General features: G+C 35.3%; 21 protein-coding genes. 11 read left to right on the top strand and 10 right to left on the bottom strand.

Annotation, left to right across the window (positions count from 1 at the left end; genetic code table 11):
* Positions 1–147 precede the first annotated feature (147 nt).
* The 5 genes from CHRYMOREF3P_RS08655 (at position 148) to CHRYMOREF3P_RS08635 (ending at position 8,387) form a co-directional block, all read left to right on the top strand.
* Complete coding sequence (locus CHRYMOREF3P_RS08655; RefSeq protein WP_232538994.1) at positions 148–2,865, top strand: TonB-dependent receptor plug domain-containing protein; 2,718 nt, start codon at positions 148–150, stop codon at positions 2,863–2,865.
* A gap of 20 nt (positions 2,866–2,885) precedes the next feature.
* Complete coding sequence (locus tag CHRYMOREF3P_RS08650; RefSeq protein ID WP_149386773.1) at positions 2,886–4,235, top strand: DUF4876 domain-containing protein; 1,350 nt, start codon at positions 2,886–2,888, stop codon at positions 4,233–4,235.
* Positions 4,225–5,817: a DUF6850 family outer membrane beta-barrel protein gene (locus CHRYMOREF3P_RS08645; RefSeq protein WP_180564406.1), complete on the top strand. Its 1,593-nt coding sequence runs from the start codon at positions 4,225–4,227 to the stop codon at positions 5,815–5,817. Before CHRYMOREF3P_RS08650 ends, CHRYMOREF3P_RS08645 begins: the two co-directional genes overlap by 11 nt.
* Before the next feature lie 6 nt (positions 5,818–5,823).
* Complete coding sequence (locus tag CHRYMOREF3P_RS08640) at positions 5,824–6,966, top strand: cytochrome-c peroxidase (protein WP_180564405.1); 1,143 nt, start codon at positions 5,824–5,826, stop codon at positions 6,964–6,966.
* A gap of 311 nt (positions 6,967–7,277) precedes the next feature.
* Positions 7,278–8,387 (top strand): heparan-alpha-glucosaminide N-acetyltransferase domain-containing protein, encoded by a 1,110-nt coding sequence (locus CHRYMOREF3P_RS08635; protein ID WP_180564404.1) that lies wholly within the window; start codon positions 7,278–7,280, stop codon positions 8,385–8,387.
* Between the two features lie 79 nt (positions 8,388–8,466).
* Here the strand turns inward: CHRYMOREF3P_RS08635 and CHRYMOREF3P_RS08630 are convergent, their stop codons facing one another.
* The 4 genes from CHRYMOREF3P_RS08630 to CHRYMOREF3P_RS08615 form a co-directional block, all read right to left on the bottom strand.
* Entirely contained in the window at positions 8,467–8,820 is a 354-nt protein-coding gene (locus CHRYMOREF3P_RS08630) for a cupin domain-containing protein (protein ID WP_180564403.1), read from the bottom strand.
* A gap of 19 nt (positions 8,821–8,839) precedes the next feature.
* Complete coding sequence (locus tag CHRYMOREF3P_RS08625) at positions 8,840–9,259, bottom strand: DoxX family membrane protein (RefSeq protein WP_077419299.1); 420 nt, start codon at positions 9,257–9,259, stop codon at positions 8,840–8,842.
* 368 nt (positions 9,260–9,627) lie between these two features.
* Positions 9,628–10,419, bottom strand: coding sequence for an AraC family transcriptional regulator (locus CHRYMOREF3P_RS08620; protein ID WP_180564402.1), 792 nt, complete (start codon positions 10,417–10,419; stop codon positions 9,628–9,630).
* Positions 10,420–10,491: 72 nt separating this feature from the next.
* On the bottom strand, positions 10,492–11,061 hold the full coding sequence (locus CHRYMOREF3P_RS08615; RefSeq protein WP_180564401.1) for a hypothetical protein: 570 nt from the start codon (positions 11,059–11,061) through the stop codon (positions 10,492–10,494).
* An 83-nt stretch (positions 11,062–11,144) separates the two neighbouring features.
* Between CHRYMOREF3P_RS08615 and CHRYMOREF3P_RS08610 the strand changes: the two genes are divergently transcribed.
* Entirely contained in the window at positions 11,145–11,657 is a 513-nt protein-coding gene (locus CHRYMOREF3P_RS08610) for a thioredoxin family protein (RefSeq protein WP_180564400.1), read from the top strand.
* 67 nt (positions 11,658–11,724) lie between these two features.
* Here CHRYMOREF3P_RS08610 and CHRYMOREF3P_RS08605 read toward each other — a convergent pair whose 3' ends face one another.
* The 5 genes from CHRYMOREF3P_RS08605 to CHRYMOREF3P_RS08590 all read right to left on the bottom strand — a co-directional run bounded on the left by CHRYMOREF3P_RS08605 (position 11,725) and on the right by CHRYMOREF3P_RS08590 (position 13,653).
* Complete coding sequence (locus tag CHRYMOREF3P_RS08605; RefSeq protein ID WP_180564399.1) at positions 11,725–12,327, bottom strand: hypothetical protein; 603 nt, start codon at positions 12,325–12,327, stop codon at positions 11,725–11,727.
* A gap of 132 nt (positions 12,328–12,459) precedes the next feature.
* Positions 12,460–12,855, bottom strand: a complete 396-nt coding sequence (locus CHRYMOREF3P_RS08600) for a hypothetical protein (protein ID WP_180564398.1) — start codon at positions 12,853–12,855, stop codon at positions 12,460–12,462.
* A gap of 51 nt (positions 12,856–12,906) precedes the next feature.
* Positions 12,907–13,038 carry a hypothetical protein gene (locus CHRYMOREF3P_RS24255; protein WP_262889597.1) on the bottom strand — a complete coding sequence of 44 codons (132 nt, stop codon included), beginning with the start codon at positions 13,036–13,038 and terminating at the stop codon, positions 12,907–12,909.
* 82 nt (positions 13,039–13,120) lie between these two features.
* The gene (locus CHRYMOREF3P_RS08595; RefSeq protein ID WP_180564397.1) at positions 13,121–13,477 is read right to left on the bottom strand and encodes a hypothetical protein; all 357 of its coding nucleotides are present in this window, start codon (positions 13,475–13,477) and stop codon (positions 13,121–13,123) included.
* Positions 13,478–13,488: 11 nt separating this feature from the next.
* Positions 13,489–13,653, bottom strand: a complete 165-nt coding sequence (locus CHRYMOREF3P_RS08590; RefSeq protein WP_232538993.1) for a hypothetical protein — start codon at positions 13,651–13,653, stop codon at positions 13,489–13,491.
* Positions 13,654–14,071: 418 nt separating this feature from the next.
* Here CHRYMOREF3P_RS08590 and CHRYMOREF3P_RS08585 point away from each other — a divergent pair, with 418 nt between their 5' ends.
* From CHRYMOREF3P_RS08585 to CHRYMOREF3P_RS08565, 5 genes are all read left to right on the top strand, one after another.
* The gene (locus CHRYMOREF3P_RS08585) at positions 14,072–15,085 is read left to right on the top strand and encodes a nucleoid-associated protein (RefSeq protein WP_180564396.1); all 1,014 of its coding nucleotides are present in this window, start codon (positions 14,072–14,074) and stop codon (positions 15,083–15,085) included.
* Positions 15,086–15,145: 60 nt separating this feature from the next.
* A complete protein-coding gene (locus CHRYMOREF3P_RS08580) occupies positions 15,146–16,108 on the top strand; it encodes a hypothetical protein (protein ID WP_180564395.1) in 963 nt (320 codons plus the stop codon).
* A gap of 318 nt (positions 16,109–16,426) precedes the next feature.
* Positions 16,427–16,630, top strand: a complete 204-nt coding sequence (locus CHRYMOREF3P_RS08575) for a bacteriocin-like protein (protein ID WP_077419309.1) — start codon at positions 16,427–16,429, stop codon at positions 16,628–16,630.
* A 72-nt stretch (positions 16,631–16,702) separates the two neighbouring features.
* Positions 16,703–17,560: a GLPGLI family protein gene (locus CHRYMOREF3P_RS08570; RefSeq protein WP_180564394.1), complete on the top strand. Its 858-nt coding sequence runs from the start codon at positions 16,703–16,705 to the stop codon at positions 17,558–17,560.
* 106 nt (positions 17,561–17,666) lie between these two features.
* Positions 17,667–18,446, top strand: coding sequence for a cyclase family protein (locus CHRYMOREF3P_RS08565; protein ID WP_180564393.1), 780 nt, complete (start codon positions 17,667–17,669; stop codon positions 18,444–18,446).
* An 81-nt stretch (positions 18,447–18,527) separates the two neighbouring features.
* On the opposite strand, the gene CHRYMOREF3P_RS08560 is transcribed toward CHRYMOREF3P_RS08565, so the two are convergent.
* Positions 18,528–19,280, bottom strand: a complete 753-nt coding sequence (locus tag CHRYMOREF3P_RS08560) for a succinate dehydrogenase/fumarate reductase iron-sulfur subunit (protein ID WP_077419312.1) — start codon at positions 19,278–19,280, stop codon at positions 18,528–18,530.
* Positions 19,281–19,290 lie beyond the last annotated feature (10 nt).

The following is a 19,290-nucleotide window of genomic DNA, read 5'->3' as shown; positions in this document are numbered from 1 at the left end:
TTAAGTTGTATTATTGTTTTATTCTTCATTCAGGGAATTGTTTGTATATATTGTTTGGTTTTAAGAAAAAATAACTTTAATTAATTTTAAAACTTACTTTTTATTTAGAATAATTATAATTAATTTTGCGCTCTAAATATTTTAAGGGTGAAATTATCGTTATTAGCAGGTGCTGTTTTTCTAACAGCAGGCGGATTCTTGTCTGCTCAGAAAGTTGAATTTTCTCATAATGGACAAATCAAAACGGGAGAACTTGTCAGTGGTGGTTTGAAAGAATGTAAAGAATTGCATAAGAACGGTAATTCTATGGTTCTCAAAGGAAAATGCCAGATTACTTTCCTAAATGATAATAATAGAGAAGAAACCATTATAATCAAAGAGGGGGAGGAACTAAAGTTGCAAATTCTATCACCTAAAAGCTCATCTCGTGAAAGATCAGAAATCAGAATCGAAGGAGTGCAGCTTACTGCAAGAAAAAAACAATTTTCTGAAATAGCAATTCAACAGGAAGCACTTCAAAACCTGCAGTCATTTTCTATCGGAGATGTATTACAGCAATTACCTGGTCAATATGTACAGCAGTTTGACAATACCCAATTTAAAAATATTGTTTTCAGAACCGCAAGCGGACCTTCAATAACAGGTTCCGGAAATGTTCCAGGAGGTGATGATTTCGGGAACAGGGCGTTTGGGGTACAGTTGATGGTCAATGATATTGTCTTATCTAATAACGAAAATATGCAGAGCTATGACTCTGCCAACAGCGGCCCTTTTGGAATAAGCTTTAATACCTCTACCAAAGGAGGAAACCTAATGCCAAGCCAGCCGAATTACGGGGTTGATTTAAGAGAAATTCCTACAGAGAATATCGAAAGTATTGAAGTTGTACAAGGAGTACCGGATGCCAAATATGGAGATTTGACTTCCGGATTGATCAAAGTTACTACAACGGCAAAAGCATCACCATTACGATTGGATGCATCGCTGAGAGAAGGAACTTATCAGGTTGGCCTTACCAAAGGGTTTAAAATTAATCAGAATAATGCCCTGAACGCTTCTGTTGATTATATGAATTCTCTTTCAGATCCCAGAACCAGCCTTGTAGGATATGACAGAACAAATGTCAATTTTCTTTGGTCAAGTAATAAAAATGGATTTAGAAATAAGCTGTCTGCTTCATTTTCTACCAATAGCAGCAAAGGAAAAAGAGACCCTGATGATGTTGACGGAATGATTATCAATGTCGAAAATAAAAGCTTTTCATTAGGAAATAATATCAGTTATTTTTTCGCACAGAATGGTAAAAAAACATTCTTTAAATCAATCAATGTCGATATGGGATTAAGCTATGCAACTCAGCTTACAGAACGCAGATACTGGCTGAACCAAGGCGCTCGTCCTTATGGAAACTCTACAACAGATGGAGTTTATTATGCACCTTATACACCGCCAAGTTATGAGAATCAGGCATTTTCGGATGGGAAACCTCTTAATATTTACACCAATTTTAGCATTAACGGAATAAAACTAACTTCTTCAAAATGGGCTCATAATTACAGTATGGGAGCTAATTTCCGTTATGGAGATAACTTTGGAAAAGGAAGGTACGGAACAGCAGGACAGTTCACAACGATAAATGCAGCCGGGCAGGGTTCCAATGGGATGAGAGATTTTAATTACAGAGACAATGTATTTTCCAGTAAACAGTATGCATTGTATATTCAGGATAATATTACCAAAGTCTTTGCTAATAAACACATTTTTAAAACAAATCTGGGTCTTCGCTATGATTTGCAGAATTCATATTCTACCTATTCGCCAAGAGTAAACACTTCTTATCAGATGGGGAAACTTTCTGTGAGAGGAGGGTTTGGATTAACATCTAAAGCACCTTCACTTAATCAGATCTACACAGCACCAAGATATTTTGACTTCCTTCTTGGGGATTATCGTCTGCCTGGATATTATTCAGCAGCTATTATGCAAACGGTCGTAACACCAGGAGATAATGCGAGTCTTAAACCTTCAAAGAGCTGGAAAACTGAAATAGGAGTAGATTACAGGTTTCCTTTTGGGATTGTTAACCTTACAGCATATTACAATAAGCTGGTAGATGGTTTTACTACCATGAGTGTTCATAAAATAATGGATAAAGCCAAAGTTGATGTCAATATATCAGGAACAAATGTGCCTACTTTTGAAATTGTAGGAACTGAAAAATTTAATTACCTCCAGAACAGAATTATTAACGGATATCAGTCTTCAGATAAAGGATTGGAACTGATGGCCAGCTTCAAAAAAATAGAAGCTCTTAATCTTGTGATTGGTTTTAATGCCAGTTATGTGGAGACTTCCGGGCAGAAAGATGACGGACTTTACAAAATCAGTGCACCGGAGATCATGGATAAGGATTACCAATATGGGATTTATAATGATATCAAAAATAAAAGATCCATGGCCAGAGCAAGTTTCAGTTTTGATTATCACCTTGCTTCATCAGGGTTAATTATTGGCTTGAGAACAGATCATTTTCTTTCAGACAGATCTTTGACAGGAATGAATGACATTTATCCGATAGGGTATATAAAACATGACGGAGAAATGCAGATGATTCCTGAAAATGAGCGTACCAATCCAAAATACCAGGGATTATTCCTGAAACCTTCTGACGAAAAACTTTCAGGGTTATATAACAAAACACTTCATAATGTTCATTTAAGGGTTACAAAAGATTTCTTAAGTGGTTTCAGATTGTCAATATACGTAAGTAATGTTTTCAATTTAAAAGCATACGACGAAAGAGGGGCTGTTTACGGAAACTTTACGTCTACTTCATTTGGAGGAAATATTTCATACAGATTTTAATAACGCTAAAAATAAAAATAATGAAACGATTAATACTATTGTTAGTAATTCCCGTTCTTGCCCTTGTTGGATGCAACAGAGATGATGACTTTGGAGGAAATAACGAGATTAAGCCTGTTCCGTTTACTGTAAATATTAAATATGATGCTTCCAAATACCCTTCCGTAGCAGACAAAGGAGTAGCGAATGTAACTGTTATCCTGAAAAATACAGCCACAGAAGATCAGATTATCGGAAAAACAGATGCCAACGGAGAACTGAAATTAGATGCCGTTCTGCCGGGAAGTTACAGTATTCAGGCTGAATTACAGCTGAAGCAGAGTGAATATGAACAGCAAATAGGAGAGGAAACAAGCTATGAAATTGTTCACTTCGGAGGTTTTGATGAAAAAGTAACCATCAATGCCAATACTTCTTCAAAACTGATCAGAATCACCAGTGGAAACCTTGGAGATCTTGTAATCAAACAATATTATTATGCAGGTTCGGATAATAAATTAGGAGCCAATTTCAGAGATCAGTTTATTGAGGTTCACAACAACTCGGATCAGACTATTTATGCTGACGGATTATACCTGGTATTTCTGGAAGGAAATGTGAACAGTAATGTGACCACCTATACTTTATCCAATGGGCAGTATGACTGGAGCAAAACTGCCGGGGGAGGTGCTGCAGCCAATACGGATTATGTTTATTCTAATATACTTATCAAAATACCGGGCAACGGTAGCCAGTACCCAATTTTGCCTGGGAAAAGTATTATTGTAGCTCAAACGGCCATTAATCATAAGATGCCTTTTGATGATATTAACGGTACAGGAATACCAATACAGGAGCCTGACAAAACTGTTGATCTGAGCCATGCCGACTTTGAAACTTATATGGGAGATTATAATATAAGTATTGGTAAAAAGCCCTTCGCATGGGATATCCAGAATATTATGGTGCCGGATATGCAGGTTGCTTACTGGAGTATTGCCTCTAATGATTTAATCCTGAATGTAAATTCTATGCTGGGATTAGGAATTCTGAGAGCAACGGATGCAGAAGTGGCAAGCTGGCAAAAAGTTGCAGCTCCTAAAGCTCCTACCGGAACCCTGTTTTTACAAATTCCTAAAAACTATATCATAGACGGAATAGATATTACGGATAAAGAGCAGAAAGTACCTAAAGATTTCCCTGCAGATATAGATGCTTCAAGAACTTTCATTGTCAACTCTCTGGGGCAGGCTGAAGGTACTTTTACAGGATTTTCTGTAATCCGTAAAACGAAGGAAATTGTCAATGGACGTATGGTATTGCAGGATACAAATAATTCTGCCAATGATTTTGTAACGATTAAAGCAAACCCTAGAGGATATGCACAATAATAGAAATAAGACGATTAAAGTCTTTCAATACAGTATGTTGGGATTGGTTGCTTTAGGCAGCCAGTTCTTCCATGCTCAGACTACTCATTTAGATAGTATTAACATCAGTTCGGTAGAAAAGGATATCAGAATAAATGATCCGTATATTTCATTTTTCCAGCCTTTGGATTTTTCACGGACAACCTTTCAGTATTCTTCTGTAAAACAAAATTTTAAAAGAGTACAGACAGCAGGAGAAACAGGAAGTTTTACTTTTAAGTCTGAAGGAGTTTATAAGCTGAATGATAAAATTGCATTATCAGGAAGACTTAAAGCAGACAAAACAACTGAAGAAGATGTTCCCTATATTCTAAGCGATGAGAGAACTACAAATTCTTCTTTTATTTATAACCCTTCATATTATTGGGTTCCCCGTTCGGCAAGATGGCAGAAACAAAGCTATTTTATCAGCGGACAGTTTGCCTATAATCCAGTAAAACCTGTAATCCTGCAGTTGGGAGGAGAAGGGTTGTATGCCAAATCTTACCGTCAGAATGCAGATCCAAGACCGAAGGTAGATGATTACAAATACAAAGCCTTTGCAAAATTGGGTTTAAAGTGGAAACAGCATGCCATTTTCGGGAAACTGAGCTACGTAAATCATTACAAGGGAAATGATATCATGTTTGTGAATATGAAAGGAAATGTACCTGCCAATGACAGCATTTATATCCGTTATAATGAAGGTTATGGTAATCAGTACATCGGGAATACCGAGTATAAAACTTCTGAATATAAAATGGGAGGCTATATCTGGGGTGGAGAATATGCTTTTAATAATGGAAGTACCCATTTCTCTGCCGGATATGATTATAAAAATCTGATTGAACGCTTTTACAGGGTCTTCGAATATCAGGACGCAGTCTTTAACTGGCATAAAGACTATACAAAATATTCCGGACTAAAAACAGATCTGCATAGTTTCTATCTTAATTTTTTAGGGAACTATAATGGTAAAAAATGGGCTTCCATGGTGACCTATCAGGATCAGCTGGATACCAATTATAATTATCCTCTGGAATATAGATCGTACCGCCTGGAGCAGAAGAATCTTTTCTGGCAGAATAGTGTGATTTGGTTTAACCATAAAAATGAAGCATTTAAGATTCTTTTTGATGCAGCATATGGGAAAAATCATGTGAAAGATGCATCGGTAGTAATGGACAGAAAACTTTCTTTTTTCAATTACCGTCTGGGTGCAGAAAAAGAATTTGCTTTAAAACCTTCACATAAAATAATGGTTGGTCTTTCGCAAAACCTGTATATTCCATTGGAAAAAGAATTCAATTATCAGCCTTATCAGAGCACAAAAGAGAATATCTTTGCAACGAAAATTGCTCAGCCGGATTTTGCTTATGACGCAACTCCAAAAATTGGTCTTAATTTTAACGCAAGTTATATCTTTGATCAAAACAAAATCAGATATGAGCTGTACGGAAGTTTTTCTCAGACCTGGCTGATGAACAGTACGTATAAAAATCAAGTGGACTACAATGGCAGAGCTAATCATGTTGCCTTGGTAGGGTTGAATGTTTATTATTAAAAATAAATGAAAGACAGATATATCGCTTTTTTGGCCGTTGCCGGAATAGTATGTTTATTAAGTTATACCTCAAATGATCCTACAGGATATACTGTAGAAGAGCTTCGTACTTTATACAGCAGCGGGGATCAGAGCAAATGGCCGGCTCCTCACTTATTTGATGAAGCAAAAGACGGGTTTCAGGATATCGGACCTTTGTCTAAGATGAAATTTCCTGAAGATAATCCCTATTCCGAAGATAAAATGGAATTGGGAAAAATGTTATTCTTTGATCCGAGATTGTCCAAAAGCGGACAGATTTCCTGCGCCAACTGCCATAATCCTGAAATAGGATGGTCAGACGGGAGCAGAGTTTCCTTTGGTCATGACAGACAGACGGGAACAAGAAATGCACCTACTTTAGTGAATATCGGATATGCCAAAACATTCTTCTGGGATGGCCGTTCAGCAACGTTGGAAGAGCAGGTGAAAGCTCCTATCGAAAATCCGGTGGAAATGAATCTTCACATGTCAATGGCCACAAAAAATATCAAGAAGATTAAAGATTATAAGCCTTTCTTTATAAAAGCTTTCGGAAATGGAGAAGTGACAGAAGAGAAAATTGCAAAAGCCGTTGCAACGTTTGAGCGTTCTCTGATCAGTCCGCCATCAAAGTTTGATAAATTCGTTTCCGGGAAAAAAGATGCGTTAACGGACTCTGAAATCAATGGGCTTCATTTATTCCGAACCAAAGCGAATTGTATCAACTGCCACAACACTCCTTATTTTTCTGACCAGAAGTTTCATAACCTCGGACTCACCTATTACGGAAGGAAATACGAAGACTTGGGAAGATATATCGTTACTAAAAAAAATGAAGATGTAGGGAAATTCAAAACCCCTACACTGAGAGAGGTTTCTGAGAACAAACCTTACATGCACAACGGGCTTTTCCCTGAGCTGGCTAACATTGTCATGATGTACAACGCAGGAATGGGAAGAGAAACTCCAAAAGAAGATCAGATCAATGACCCGAAATTTCCCCATAAATCAGGAATGGTGGAAAAATTGAATCTTACGGACGACGAAGTTTTTGATATCGTAGCATTTTTAAAAACGTTAAATAGTTACAAATACAAAATGCGTCCCCCTGAATTGCCTAAATCATAATCACTATAGTAAAAACTCTTCCACCCAGGAAGAGTTTTTTTATGTAGAGGGATATTAATCATTTCATTTTTGAAAGGATTTAAGGGTAAATTATATGAATGGATAGGGACGGATATTGACCTGAAATGGGTTTTAATGTGGAAGTAAATCTTTAATTATTAATATTTTATGAAAATTTATTAATGAATTATAAGGAGTGGTTTTAATTTGTATATTTGATTTTTATTTAGAATAAATAAAAATATTGTTTAACGAAAAATTAATGAATACAATTTTATCCATCTAATCCACAATTTTCACTAAATAAAACTATGGAACAACAAAACAAAAGAATCCTCACTCTGGATTTAATAAAAGGTATAAGTGTTATCGGAATGATCATTATACATACCTTACTGGTATACGCCAATGTAAAATCACAATATGAAACAGCAATTGGCAGTTTTATTGTTTTTCTCGGAAGAGGAACTTCCATTTTCCTGATCTGTATGGGAATTACCTTTATGACTTCCACTCATCAAAGTCTTAAAAGTGCATTAAAACGGGGTGTTTTACTGGTGTTTGCAGGTCTCTTTATGAATTTTATGAAATTTATGATCCCTGTTATTTTTAATTTTGCTCCCGATAATTTTATCCAGAAATACGGATGGCATGCTCCTATAGGGCAGCAGTATGTATATCTGGTACAGCTGGGTGATATTTTACAGCTGGCAGGGATGTCTTTACTGTTCGTTGGGTTTATCAGAGAGTATGTGAAAAATAAATATATTATTCTGGCGATAGGCTTATTCGTTGCACTGATATCCAGAGAAGTGAGCGGAATTAATCTTGACTATCCTGTGATCAATTATGTTCTGGATCTTCTTTTCAATACAGATTATCCGGCATATGTCTATTTTCCTGTTTTCCCATGGATGGCTTTTATTATCATCGGAATGTTTTTCGGTAAATGGTTTCAGGAACTGAACTACAACATCAAACTGGTATTTAGAAATATGCTGTATGTAGGACTGTTGTTTATTGCCATAGGTGCACCGTTGGTTTTTCTGTATGGTGATTATAATTACAACGGATTTTATCATATGGGGCCTGGCGGGGTTATTTATTTTGCAGGCTGGACCTTACTGTTTTTATGGCTGATCAATACAATAACTGCAAACGTTAAGGAAAATGGCTTTATGCGTGTTCTGAAGTACTGCAGCAGAAATTTAACCTCAATGTACATGATCCAATGGATACTGATCTCCTGGGGAAAAGGAATTTTTGGGTATAGACAACATGAAATTGGGTATGTGTCGGTGCTGATTGTACTGTATATCATTCTCACTTTTTCAGTACAGACTCTGGTGGATATTGTGAGAAAGAAAAAAACTTTAATTAATTTCAGACCTGTATCATCAAACAAAGCCGCCTTGAAATAAAAATGCCAGTGTAATGCTGCAATATTTTATAAGAGAAAACCACAGTAAAATATTTCACTGTGGTTTTGTTTTTAATGGGTTAAAGAATCTCTACTTCTTCAGGGATCACAAAAAGAATAGTACACCCATGCTCCGACTTCACGGAATGTTTAAAATTCGGCGGAGTGTACAAATAATCTCCTTTTTCAAGCTGGGCACCTGCAATAGCAGCGTCACCTTCCATGATAAACAGTTCTTCTCCGGCAGGATGATTGTGATAAGGATAGCTGGCTCCCGGTTCAAATTTTAAAAGAATGCTGGTAGAGCGGTTTTTCTCCGGATCAAATTTTAAAGATTTTACAAAAATACCTTCATAATGAATCCCTTTTTCAATTAAAGGCTGCCATTCTTTTTGTTCTGTTTTTACGATGTAATCGTGAATGTTGGTGTTCATGATATATAAATTTTAATTGTTATTGTTGTAGAAATTGGTCTAGACTCCATTGATAGCGGGAGAAAGTACTCAGAAGAAATGCTCCGGCACTGAATGCAAAGACAGAATAATCCAAAGGCTCTTTAATGCCAAAAGAAATACTCATCGCAACCGCAAAAAATAAAGTAAGAATAGAGGCGCACCGTGCTGTGCCTTTTATCTTATACCCTATAAGAAGCAGAATACCGATTGATAATTCAGCAGCTGTAGATAATATGGCAATTATGGAAGCCCATGACTGCGGTAAGAATGAATTCGTTTCAGCAGTATAGCCGACAAATTTTTTCCATCCTGAAGATTGAGCTCCCCAAAGATTCAGCCTGCTTGCTACAGCAGATAAAAATCCGGATGCCAGAGCTATCCTTAACAAAAAAACGGCAGTGTCCTGTTGAGTTTTCATACCTTATTTTTAGATTTTAATTACAGGTACAAAGTTCAGCGAAAACCATTGCCTAAAGAATAGACAATTCCGGGAAAAGCATAGAATATTTGTATGAAGGGAAGCAGAAGGCTGTAAGCTGTAAGCGATGATAATGTATAAACCATCCTGGATGAATCTCAAATCCTGTGGAGAATTCGGTATATTGACATTTAGCTATAAATTAGAGTACAGCTTTAGGCACATGCTTCATCAAAATCGATTGAATATCGATTCACTTCTTTGCTCACTTAAGATAAAACGGAATTGAAAATAAATCTTTGCGTTTTATAAAATCCAGAATTACAGATTTCTCCAACTTTTGTATCTGATTCCCATCCTGATTTCTTTTAAATTTCCTTTACTGCTTTCTGATAATCTTTTGGAGAACGGGATGTATGTTTTTTAAAGAAATTTGAAAAGTAGAAAGGATCGTTGAAACCAAGAAGGTATGCAATTTCTTTCACTGTTAGTTTTTCATAGAGTAAAAGTCTCTTCGCTTCAGAAATAATAAGGCTGTAGATGACATTCTGGGCGGTTTTGCTTGTATGGAGTTTTGAAACCTCATTCAGCTTGGCTTCAGTGGTTCCAAGGATATCAGCAAAATGAGAAACCTGGTAATTATTTTTAAAATGAGTCCTGACACTTTCCAGGAACTTTAAGAATAAAGCGTCCGGTTTCCATATTTCATCACCGTTGGCAATTTTGCTGCGGTTGATTTCTACCAACAGCAATTCTACCAGGGAATGTGTCGAAATGAGATACTGATAAGGCTGCTCCAGAATTTCCTTTTCAATGGTGTTTAGTGTTTCAGAGAAAAATTCGGGATGAAGTACAGTAATTATTTCATTCATTCCAAAATGACAAAAAAGCCCATTGTGAAAAATAAGTTCAATATCACTGTCACTTTTAGAGAAGAAGTCCAGGGTAAATTCTAATGCCGTAAGTTCTCCTTCCACCGATTTTAATTGATGAAACTGCCCTGAAGTAATGGTTATGGTTTGGCCGGTTTTCAGGATGAAAATATTTTCGTCAATCAGGATTTCAGCACTTCCATGATCACACCAGAATAATGTGTATTTGATGACCCGTCTTGGCTCAGGATGTCCTGACTGATTAGAATATTTTTTTATTTCAATCATTTTGTAAACTTACTAAAAGTTAATATATTGAATGGGATGAAACTTTAGGCGTATTGTATTACATAAGGGAAACTAATTTTGTTTTTGATCAATTTTCTCCAAATCTTTCTTTACTGTCCTGACATCTCCTTCCGTAAGCTTACCATAGCCCATTTCTTTAATTTGCTTGAGTTGTATTTTTCTTATTTCATCTTGTTTATTATTTTTTAATAACCCATCCCGTAATGAAATATATTGTGGAGCAGTATATACTTCATCTTTCAAAAACTTTGTAATATTTTTACTATCTATGGTGCAACCTAAAATATACTCCATTTTTAAAGGGTTTCTGGAGTAAAGTGTATAGATGTCTAAAAATCTTTTATCCTTTCTTTTAAACAATTCTTTCCCTGAATATAATTTTAATGCATTGCTCCCATTCATCGCAAAATAATAGAGCTCGTCATTGCTCGCTATTTTGGCAACTTTTTTAAATTGATTATAAATTTTACTTTCTTCTCCACCGACTCCGATATGAGATGATTCAGCATAAGAAATAGTATCTAAAGGCTGTGCCAGCTTTTTTACCGCATCGGAAACCTGAGCATTATATCCTGCAAAGCTGAAAGCTAGAAGAAAACCGTAAAAATATTTATATCCCATTCTTTATAATAATATTTAAAGTTAAATAAAATAATTGAACGATTAAATGCCTAAATTCGTGTAGATTTAAACAAAAATTCAGAATGAAATACTCTAAAATTATTATCGTTGTTACACTGTTTTTATTTCAGTTAGGAGCAGCACAGGAAAAAGCAGATATAGTATTAAATACAGCTTTCAAAGAAGCTAAAGCAGACAATAAAAATGTTTTACTGGTATTCCATGCTTCATGGTGCAAATGGTGCAAGATGATGGAAAAAAACATGAATCTTCCTGAAGCCAAACCTATTTTTGATAAAAGATTCGTCACTGCTTATGTGGATGTTCAGGAAAGAGGCGAAAAGAAAAGTCTTGAAAACCCTGGCGGGCAGGAATTGATGAATAAATATAAAGGTGAAAATGCCGGACTTCCTTTCTGGCTGGTTCTGAACCCAAAAGGAGAAGTATTGGCAGATTCTTTTGATGATAAAGCGCAAAATCTGGGATCACCGGCAACCCCGGAAGAAGTAAGTGCTTTTATTGCTAAACTGGGGAAATCCTCAAAACTGAGTAAAGAAGAATCGCAGACCATTGAGAAAGTGTTTGTGACGAAATAAGACTTTTAAAAATAGAAAATCCCTCCAACATGTTCATTGGAGGGATTTTTATTATATCATCGATTGATTAAAACTTCTTGTAGTAATATTCAATATTTGTCCATAAAACCTGATCTCCTGATTTTACCATTTCAGAAGGAGTGGTAAATATATTCCCAAAAATATTTTCGTACTGGGTTGTTCCAAAATGTGCACTTTTAGTAATCAGCATCCCTTCTCCATCGGTTCGGGGTACTCTTTTAACGTATCTGTAAGTTCTTTTTAAAGTGAATGAGGACGTATTTTTATTGAAATCACCAATATAAGTTGGTTTATTAGTAGTATTCTCTTTGATGAGTACGGAGTCATTTACAATCGTGAAACTATAAGTGAAGTCTGTAGATGAGGTTTCGGAAATCAGTTTGATGGTCTTGTTGGTAAGATCAAGGCTTATCTTTTTCCAGGCAGGTTCCTGATACGTGCTCCAGTATTTGTTCAGATAAGACTCATCAGGATTAGATTTACTTCCGAATGATCCGGTATAAAGAGTGGTTCCTTTTACAGCATAGCTTTTGAATTCAAATTGATACATTTCTTTATCAATTGGCTTCGGATCGTCAATGGTGCTATCATTATTTCCACACGAAACCAGAGAGAGGCCTATCATTGCTGCGTAAAAAGGGTACTTCATCGTTATTTTTTTGCAAAAGTAAGGGTTTTGCACGTATTGGTGAAATAGGAAAGGGTGTGATTTGTCAGTAACAGAACAAAAAAGCAAAAAGGAGAATTCACTTATCTGCCTTTTTGCTCTTTGTTTTACATGTTATTTTCCAAAATATATCATATCCTGCTTCTGCTGCTCATTATAAATGATCTGGAAGCTTACAGGCATATATTGATAAAGGAGTTTCCAATGTTGAATCTTTGCGTGTTTTTTGAAGCTTTCAAAAGATCTTACAAACAGATTTTCAATCATGGTTCTTACATAAGAATCCCCGTTTTTATAGATTGAGTCCATCAGTTTAAGGTGATGGGCAATAATGCTGATTTTAGATTCCTGTAAAAGATTCTTCAGATAATTCACGGTAGCCTGCATGATTCCAGCGAAATTGTCCTGAACAGACAATTGTGTGATTTCCTTGCGAAGTGGCGGATAGAAAAATTTTAAGTATTCAACAGCTATTTTTTGATTAATAGTTTGCATTTGTACTTTCATCATAATTAAGAATTTTTCAAACACTTTATATTGCAGCGAAATGTATACCAAAATTTAAAGACAGGCCGCAAAAATAAATACACATACTATTACAGCGATGTGAGTGAGTAATATCTCTGTATTGTGTCTGCTAGTCGTAGATTTCCAGGTTTTCCAGTCTGAAATTCTTCTTATTTTATTTTTCATAATCTATTGATTGTGAGTTATTTTTAATTTTGTTTAATTTAAACACTTTGTAATGAAACAGATAAAAAATGTAATAAAACCTTTATATACCATGACTGTAAATTTGTCTTGAATATACCTTCTGAAGGTTGGCAGAAATGTGACTAAAAATCACTTTTCTGTATTCTTCACTGCAGAAAGCGGTACAATTGTCCAGAGAATAGATGAAAGTGGTCTCAATAGCATTTTTTAATACGGTATCTCCGTCAGTATAAATTTTGTCCATTTTCTGTAAACTTCTGAACAGCAGATTTCTGTCATTCTGGTGGATCATGTTTTTAATGCGCTCCGTGAAAGTGCGGATGATGCTGTATGAGTTTTGAATTTTAATTTCTTTCACTTCTTTTTCGAAATCGGGAACCACGTCGGTGATTTCCTTTACGGCTTGTAGGTAATTCATAATATTATATTTTAATGGTGATTCTGTTCCAGCATTCTGATGATGGCGCCAAAGATGAAAATGGTTAAAAAAGCAAAAAAGAGCAGGTGATAGGGCTTCAGCCATTTTGGAGTTTCAGGTCCTCTGCTTTTTAATCTTCTCAGCTTATCGAGTCTGTTTAATGTCTTTAAGTCCATTTTTCTATGTTTTCAAATCATGATGCCAATGGTATTCCGTTAGAAATATGTTTTATTTAAATATTTGATATTTAAACAATTATGTATTTGTTGCTGAATTTTTAAAACAAAAAAGCATGTCAAAATGATAAGGGTTTTATCAATTTGGAAAAATGAAAGCCAAAAACTTCTATTATCAAGCCTATTACAAACGAACGACTGAGAATTGGGACTGTTTCAAAGGCCAAATGGTTTAGCTGTTGTCATTCTGACGAATGAATAATCTAATTGATATTCAGGTTTATGGGATTCTTCACTACATTTCATTTCATTCAGAATGATACAGTGGGATAAAATTTCACCCAGAATAAAATGAAAATTTTTAGGTTTCGCAGAAAGAATAAGAATGAATATCTTTGCAGTCCAAATATTCAGAAAAATGTTTTCAAAAATAATAGTACACAGAGTAGGAAATAAGATCAATGGAGATTCCCTGACGCTTTCCCAGGAAGAATTGAAGCTGGAAGAAGGAATGGCAGAAATGCTTGAAGATTACTTTTTAGGTTCCTTTAAATCAGAAGAAACTTTTCATTTTTACAGTGACACCTACCTGGTGAATAATCCGGTTTACAGTGCCGTATCTGAAATTTTTGAGGATAAATCCAAGTTCATCTGGGAGTCGGAGAATATTGCAAAACACCTTTTTGATGCTGCCGAAAACCCAAGAGTTCAGAGTGGAGAACTTTTTATCGTACTTTTTGAAGATGAAAGTGACCGTCCTGATAAAGTAGACAAGATCGGGATCTTCAAAACAGAGAAGAGAGAATCTTTCCTGAAAATCAACCCTTCAGAAGAAACTTTTGATATTGAAAAAGATCAGGGAATTGGTTTATCTAAAATTGATAAAGCCGCTTTGATCTACAACAATGATAAAGAAACCGGATATGTACTTTCTGTAGTTGACAACAACAAAAACGGAGATATGTACTATTGGTTCGAAGATTTCCTGAAGGTAAAACAGCGTGATGATGAATATTTTCACACGCAGGAGGCTTTGATGGTCTATAAAGATTATATCACAAAACAGCTGCCTCAGGAATTTGAAGTTTCCAAAGCAGACCAGGCGGACTTCCTTAATAAGTCTATCAATTTCTTCAAAGAAAAAGAAGAATTTAAGTTAGATGATTTTGCCAGTGAAGTATTGGGAGATGAACACGTGATTGAAAGTTTTGTCAACTTTAAAACAGATTACGAACAGGAAATGCAGGTGAACATTGCTGAAGAATTCCCGATCAGTGAAGCTGCGGTAAAAAAGACTCAGAGACATTTTAAAAGTATCATTAAACTGGATAAAAATTTCCACATCTACATCCACGGAGACAGACAGAAAATTGAAACCGGAGAAGATGATAAAGGAAAATACTACAGACTTTATTTCGAAAAAGAGGTGTAAAAAGATATCTCCCGTTCAATAAGAAATCATAACTTTATCTCACCACACAAAATAAACGTTATGAAATTTTTGATCATTTTCTGGGGGGCTTTTTTCTTTTTTTTCAGTGCTCCTTTTCCCATTTTCATCTATATGATGGGTGAGGAACTTGCAACAGAACCGAGAAATTCATTAGCTGTGAGCTATGGGTATCTCGGTTTTTCTTTGCTTATATGGTTGTATGTGATTCTTTTCTTTATCAATATACTTTTTATAAAAACCTTTAAAGAGAAGAATATGATTCAATCCATACTGCGGAACGGAATTCCAAGAGAAGCAAAAATCATGAACTATAAACTCCTGAAGTATATTCCGAAAACCAATATGAATATGATTCAGGTTGTACTTTCATTTCCGAATCTCAGAAATACAGGAATTGAACATGAAATGATGTTTCACGACTCCAAACCACAGGAAAAAAGGTTTGATGTCGGAAATAAGGTGAAAGTACTGTTAAATCCCAATGTTTCAAAGGAACCTTACTTTATTTTAAGTGATCAGAAAGTCGGTTTCAATACCTCAGGAATCGTTTTAAGAATTGTGTTTGCTGTATTGATGATTGTTTACATAACCGGACTTTACTATTACTTTTATATGCGGGAATCCTTTGATTTTGGCTGGAGATTTCTGACCTTCATGCATCCGATTGTTTTCAGTGGAGTAATGACTCTTATTTATATTTTGGTTTTTCAGTTACTCATCAGCAGGCTGTTTAAAAATAAAAAAGAAGAACGAATCCTCTTTTCAGGAAGAAATGCTGAAGCCAATATTATCAGTGTAAGCCAGACAGGTCTTCTTGTCAATGATCAGCCGCAGATTATGTTTCAGGTGAGCTTTAAAGATTTCAGAGGAACAGAACATATTACTGTTTACAAGAAAATTGTCAGTCTTTTGAACCTCTCTTCTGTTCCTAAATCCGGAACTATTGAAATCATGTATGATGAGAATGATCCGAAGAAGATTATGATTCCTAAAGGGTTTTAAGGAAAAGGCAAAAAAGCAAAAGGGTAAAATGCTAAATTTGATGGTAATGCGTCAAAATAATTAAACAACCTTTAGACTTTATATGTGAAAATTTCTGTTTGAAATTAATTATTTAACATAATCAAGAATAATAAAAAGCATTTTTTTAATGAATACTTTTTGTGTAGGAAATATGATAAAATCAATTCAATTTTATACGAAAATTTTTTAAGTGAAAAATATGTTTTTATCAGATAAACAACTGCTTAACATAATAAAAAATATCCTATAGATATGAGTTAGTTGTATATATTTGAGACCTGATTAAAAACATATTTTATGAAAAAATTAAAAAAAATGACTCGTGAAAACCTTAAATCTGTAAAAGGAGGTCAAGTTTGGTATGCTGAAACTTCTTGCGGTGTACAAGCTACAACTACTCAAGATTGGACAGCAGAGCAAGCAAATGCGTGGGTTGAAGCTCTTGAAGCAAATTATTGTAAGTCGGCTTCTCACTATGGTCCTAGTAATAATCTAGCCTAATTAGCTTAAATTAATGCACTTATAGTGAAAATTAAGACTATAAGTGCAATTTTATAATGAAAAATATCTCTTATGCATTACCATAAAAAACTAATACAAATATTCATTTTATTTTATAGTGTTTTATCTTATGCACAATCATACAGACAGGATACTCTTCATGGTGAATTTACTTACCAATTAAAAGCTAAATTCGATTCACGAACTGATTATAAACATGAGGAACAATTTTTATTACAGATAGGGAATAACCGTGCATTTTTCGCAAGTAATATATCACTTAAGTGTGATTCTGTAATGACGGCTTCAGGAACAGCAACAAAGAATGCTGATGGTAGTATCACTCTTGGTTGGAAAAAAGGAACAGTGATTCCAAAAACAGGTTTATCTTTTACCATAATTCAATCTAATGAAAATATACAATATTTTAGATTAGTTGGAATGTCTTTACTTACTTATAAAGAACCAATAATAAAGAATTGGAAACTTATTAATGAGTCTAAAGTGATCAATACAATTAATTGCAAAAAAGCAGAAGTTACCTTTAAAGGAAGAAACTGGATAGCATGGTATTCTCCTGAAATTCCATTGCCTTATGGTCCATATAAATTTAGTGGATTACCAGGATTAATTGTCAAAATAACAGATGATAAAGGAGATTTTGATTTTGAACTGGTAAAATCTATACCTGCATCTAAATTAAAAGGAAAGTTAGTTACCATCAAGAAAAACAGATATACTGAAGCTATAGAAACAACACAACAAAAATTAAAACAAGCATTAAGAAATGCAGAAGCAAATTCTGCTGCTGTACTTGCAAGTTATGGAACGACAATAATAAAAGGTCAGGAAATGGTAAGACAGAGAGAAAAAGAACGAGAAGAAAATAAAAAATATGAAAACCCAATAGAATTAGAAAAAGATCAGTAATTAGCTGATCTTTTTTATGTACTGATCAGATTCTTAACTCAAACAAATATTCCATTTATTCTTCTTTTTATCATATTCGCTATCTTTGTTTTATTAGCTAAATCATATGAAAACGACAATTGTTGATCTGACAAAACCCATTCAATATAATGCAGGAGACCCATGGTTCATGAGGGTGAAAATCAAACATAAAGCACACAGAAAATCACATTGGCTGATTCGTCTGGCGTTAAGACTGCCCTCAAGACTTTTTCCTAAAAACTGGACGGGCTGGGCAGATGACACGATTAAAAATATGGGACTTCATGCCACCACTCATATTGATGCTCCATGGCATTATGGTCCAGTAGTAGAAGGTAAACCGGCAAAAACCATAGATCAGATTCCTCTGGAATGGTGTTATGGGGATGGAATTGTGATTGACTGTACTCATAAAGAAGATTTTGTGGCTATCACCGTAGATGATCTCAAAAAAGACCTTGACAAAAATGGAATCATGATACAGGAAGGAAATATTGTACTGATCAGAACTGACCGAGATAAGATGATGGGAACTTCAGATTTTGTAGAAAAAGGTACAGGAATGAGCAAAGAAGCTACAGAGTGGCTGATTGACCAGGGCGTAAAAGTAATGGGAATTGATCAATGGGGCTGGGATCTTCCTTTAAGATATATGGCTAAAAAAGCCAAAGAACTCAATGATCCTGAATTCTTTTGGGAAGGACACCGTGTAGGAATTGAAAAAGAATATTTACACATCGAGCAGCTTACGAATCTCAGTGCATTACCTCCGTCCGGATTTAAAATCTGTGTATTTCCATTAAAGATTGTAGGCGGTTCTGCAGCTCCGGCAAGGGTTGTGGCCATAATGAATGAGCAGAAGTAAATCATAAAAAGAAAGAGCAAACCTGCATTGCAGATTTACCCTTTCAAACATTATCATTTTTAGCGTTCTTCTTTTATTGATCTAAGCTTTTTTCCTGAAAAATAAAGCTCTGCTATACTCAAAATTCATTCTGGCGATATTGAGTACGGAAATTCCTTGTGGACATTCCACTTCGCAGGCTTCTGTATTGGAACAGTGCCCGAATAATTCGGTGTCCATCTGAGCCACCATATCCAGAACCCTTTTACTGCGTTCTTCCTTCCCTTGAGGAAGAAGGGCCATATGGGTGATTTTTGCAGAGGTAAATAATGCTGCACTTCCGTTTTTACACGTAGCCACACAAGCCCCACATCCGATACAGGCTGCGGAATCAAAAGCTTCTTCAGCAGTCTGGTGAGTCACCGGAATGGCTGTAGCGTCAGGAGCCTGGCCTGTGTTTACAGACACAAAACCTCCTGAAGATATAATTCTATCGAAAGCAGAACGGTCTACTTTTAAATCTTTCTTCACCGGAAAAGCTTCAGCACGGAAAGGTTCTATCAGAATCGTTTCCCCATCTTTAAAAGACCGTAAATGAAGCTGGCAGGTGGTTGTATTTTTCAGAGGACCATGGGCAATACCGTTAATCATCATTCCACATTGTCCACAGATTCCTTCACGGCAGTCGTGATCAAATTCTACAGGCTCATCACCTTCAATGATCAGTTTTTCGTTTAAGGTATCCAGCATTTCTAAGAAAGACATATGGGAGTTCAATCCTTTCAGGTCGTAGCCCACCAGTTTTCCATCACTTTTTCTGTCTTTCTGTCTCCATATCTTAAGATGTAAATCCATAATTTTCTGT

Origin of the sequence: Chryseobacterium sp. JV274, assembly GCF_903969135.1 — a bacterium.
Lineage (GTDB): Bacteria > Bacteroidota > Bacteroidia > Flavobacteriales > Weeksellaceae > Chryseobacterium.
This window is presented reverse-complemented; position numbering and strand designations above follow the sequence as displayed.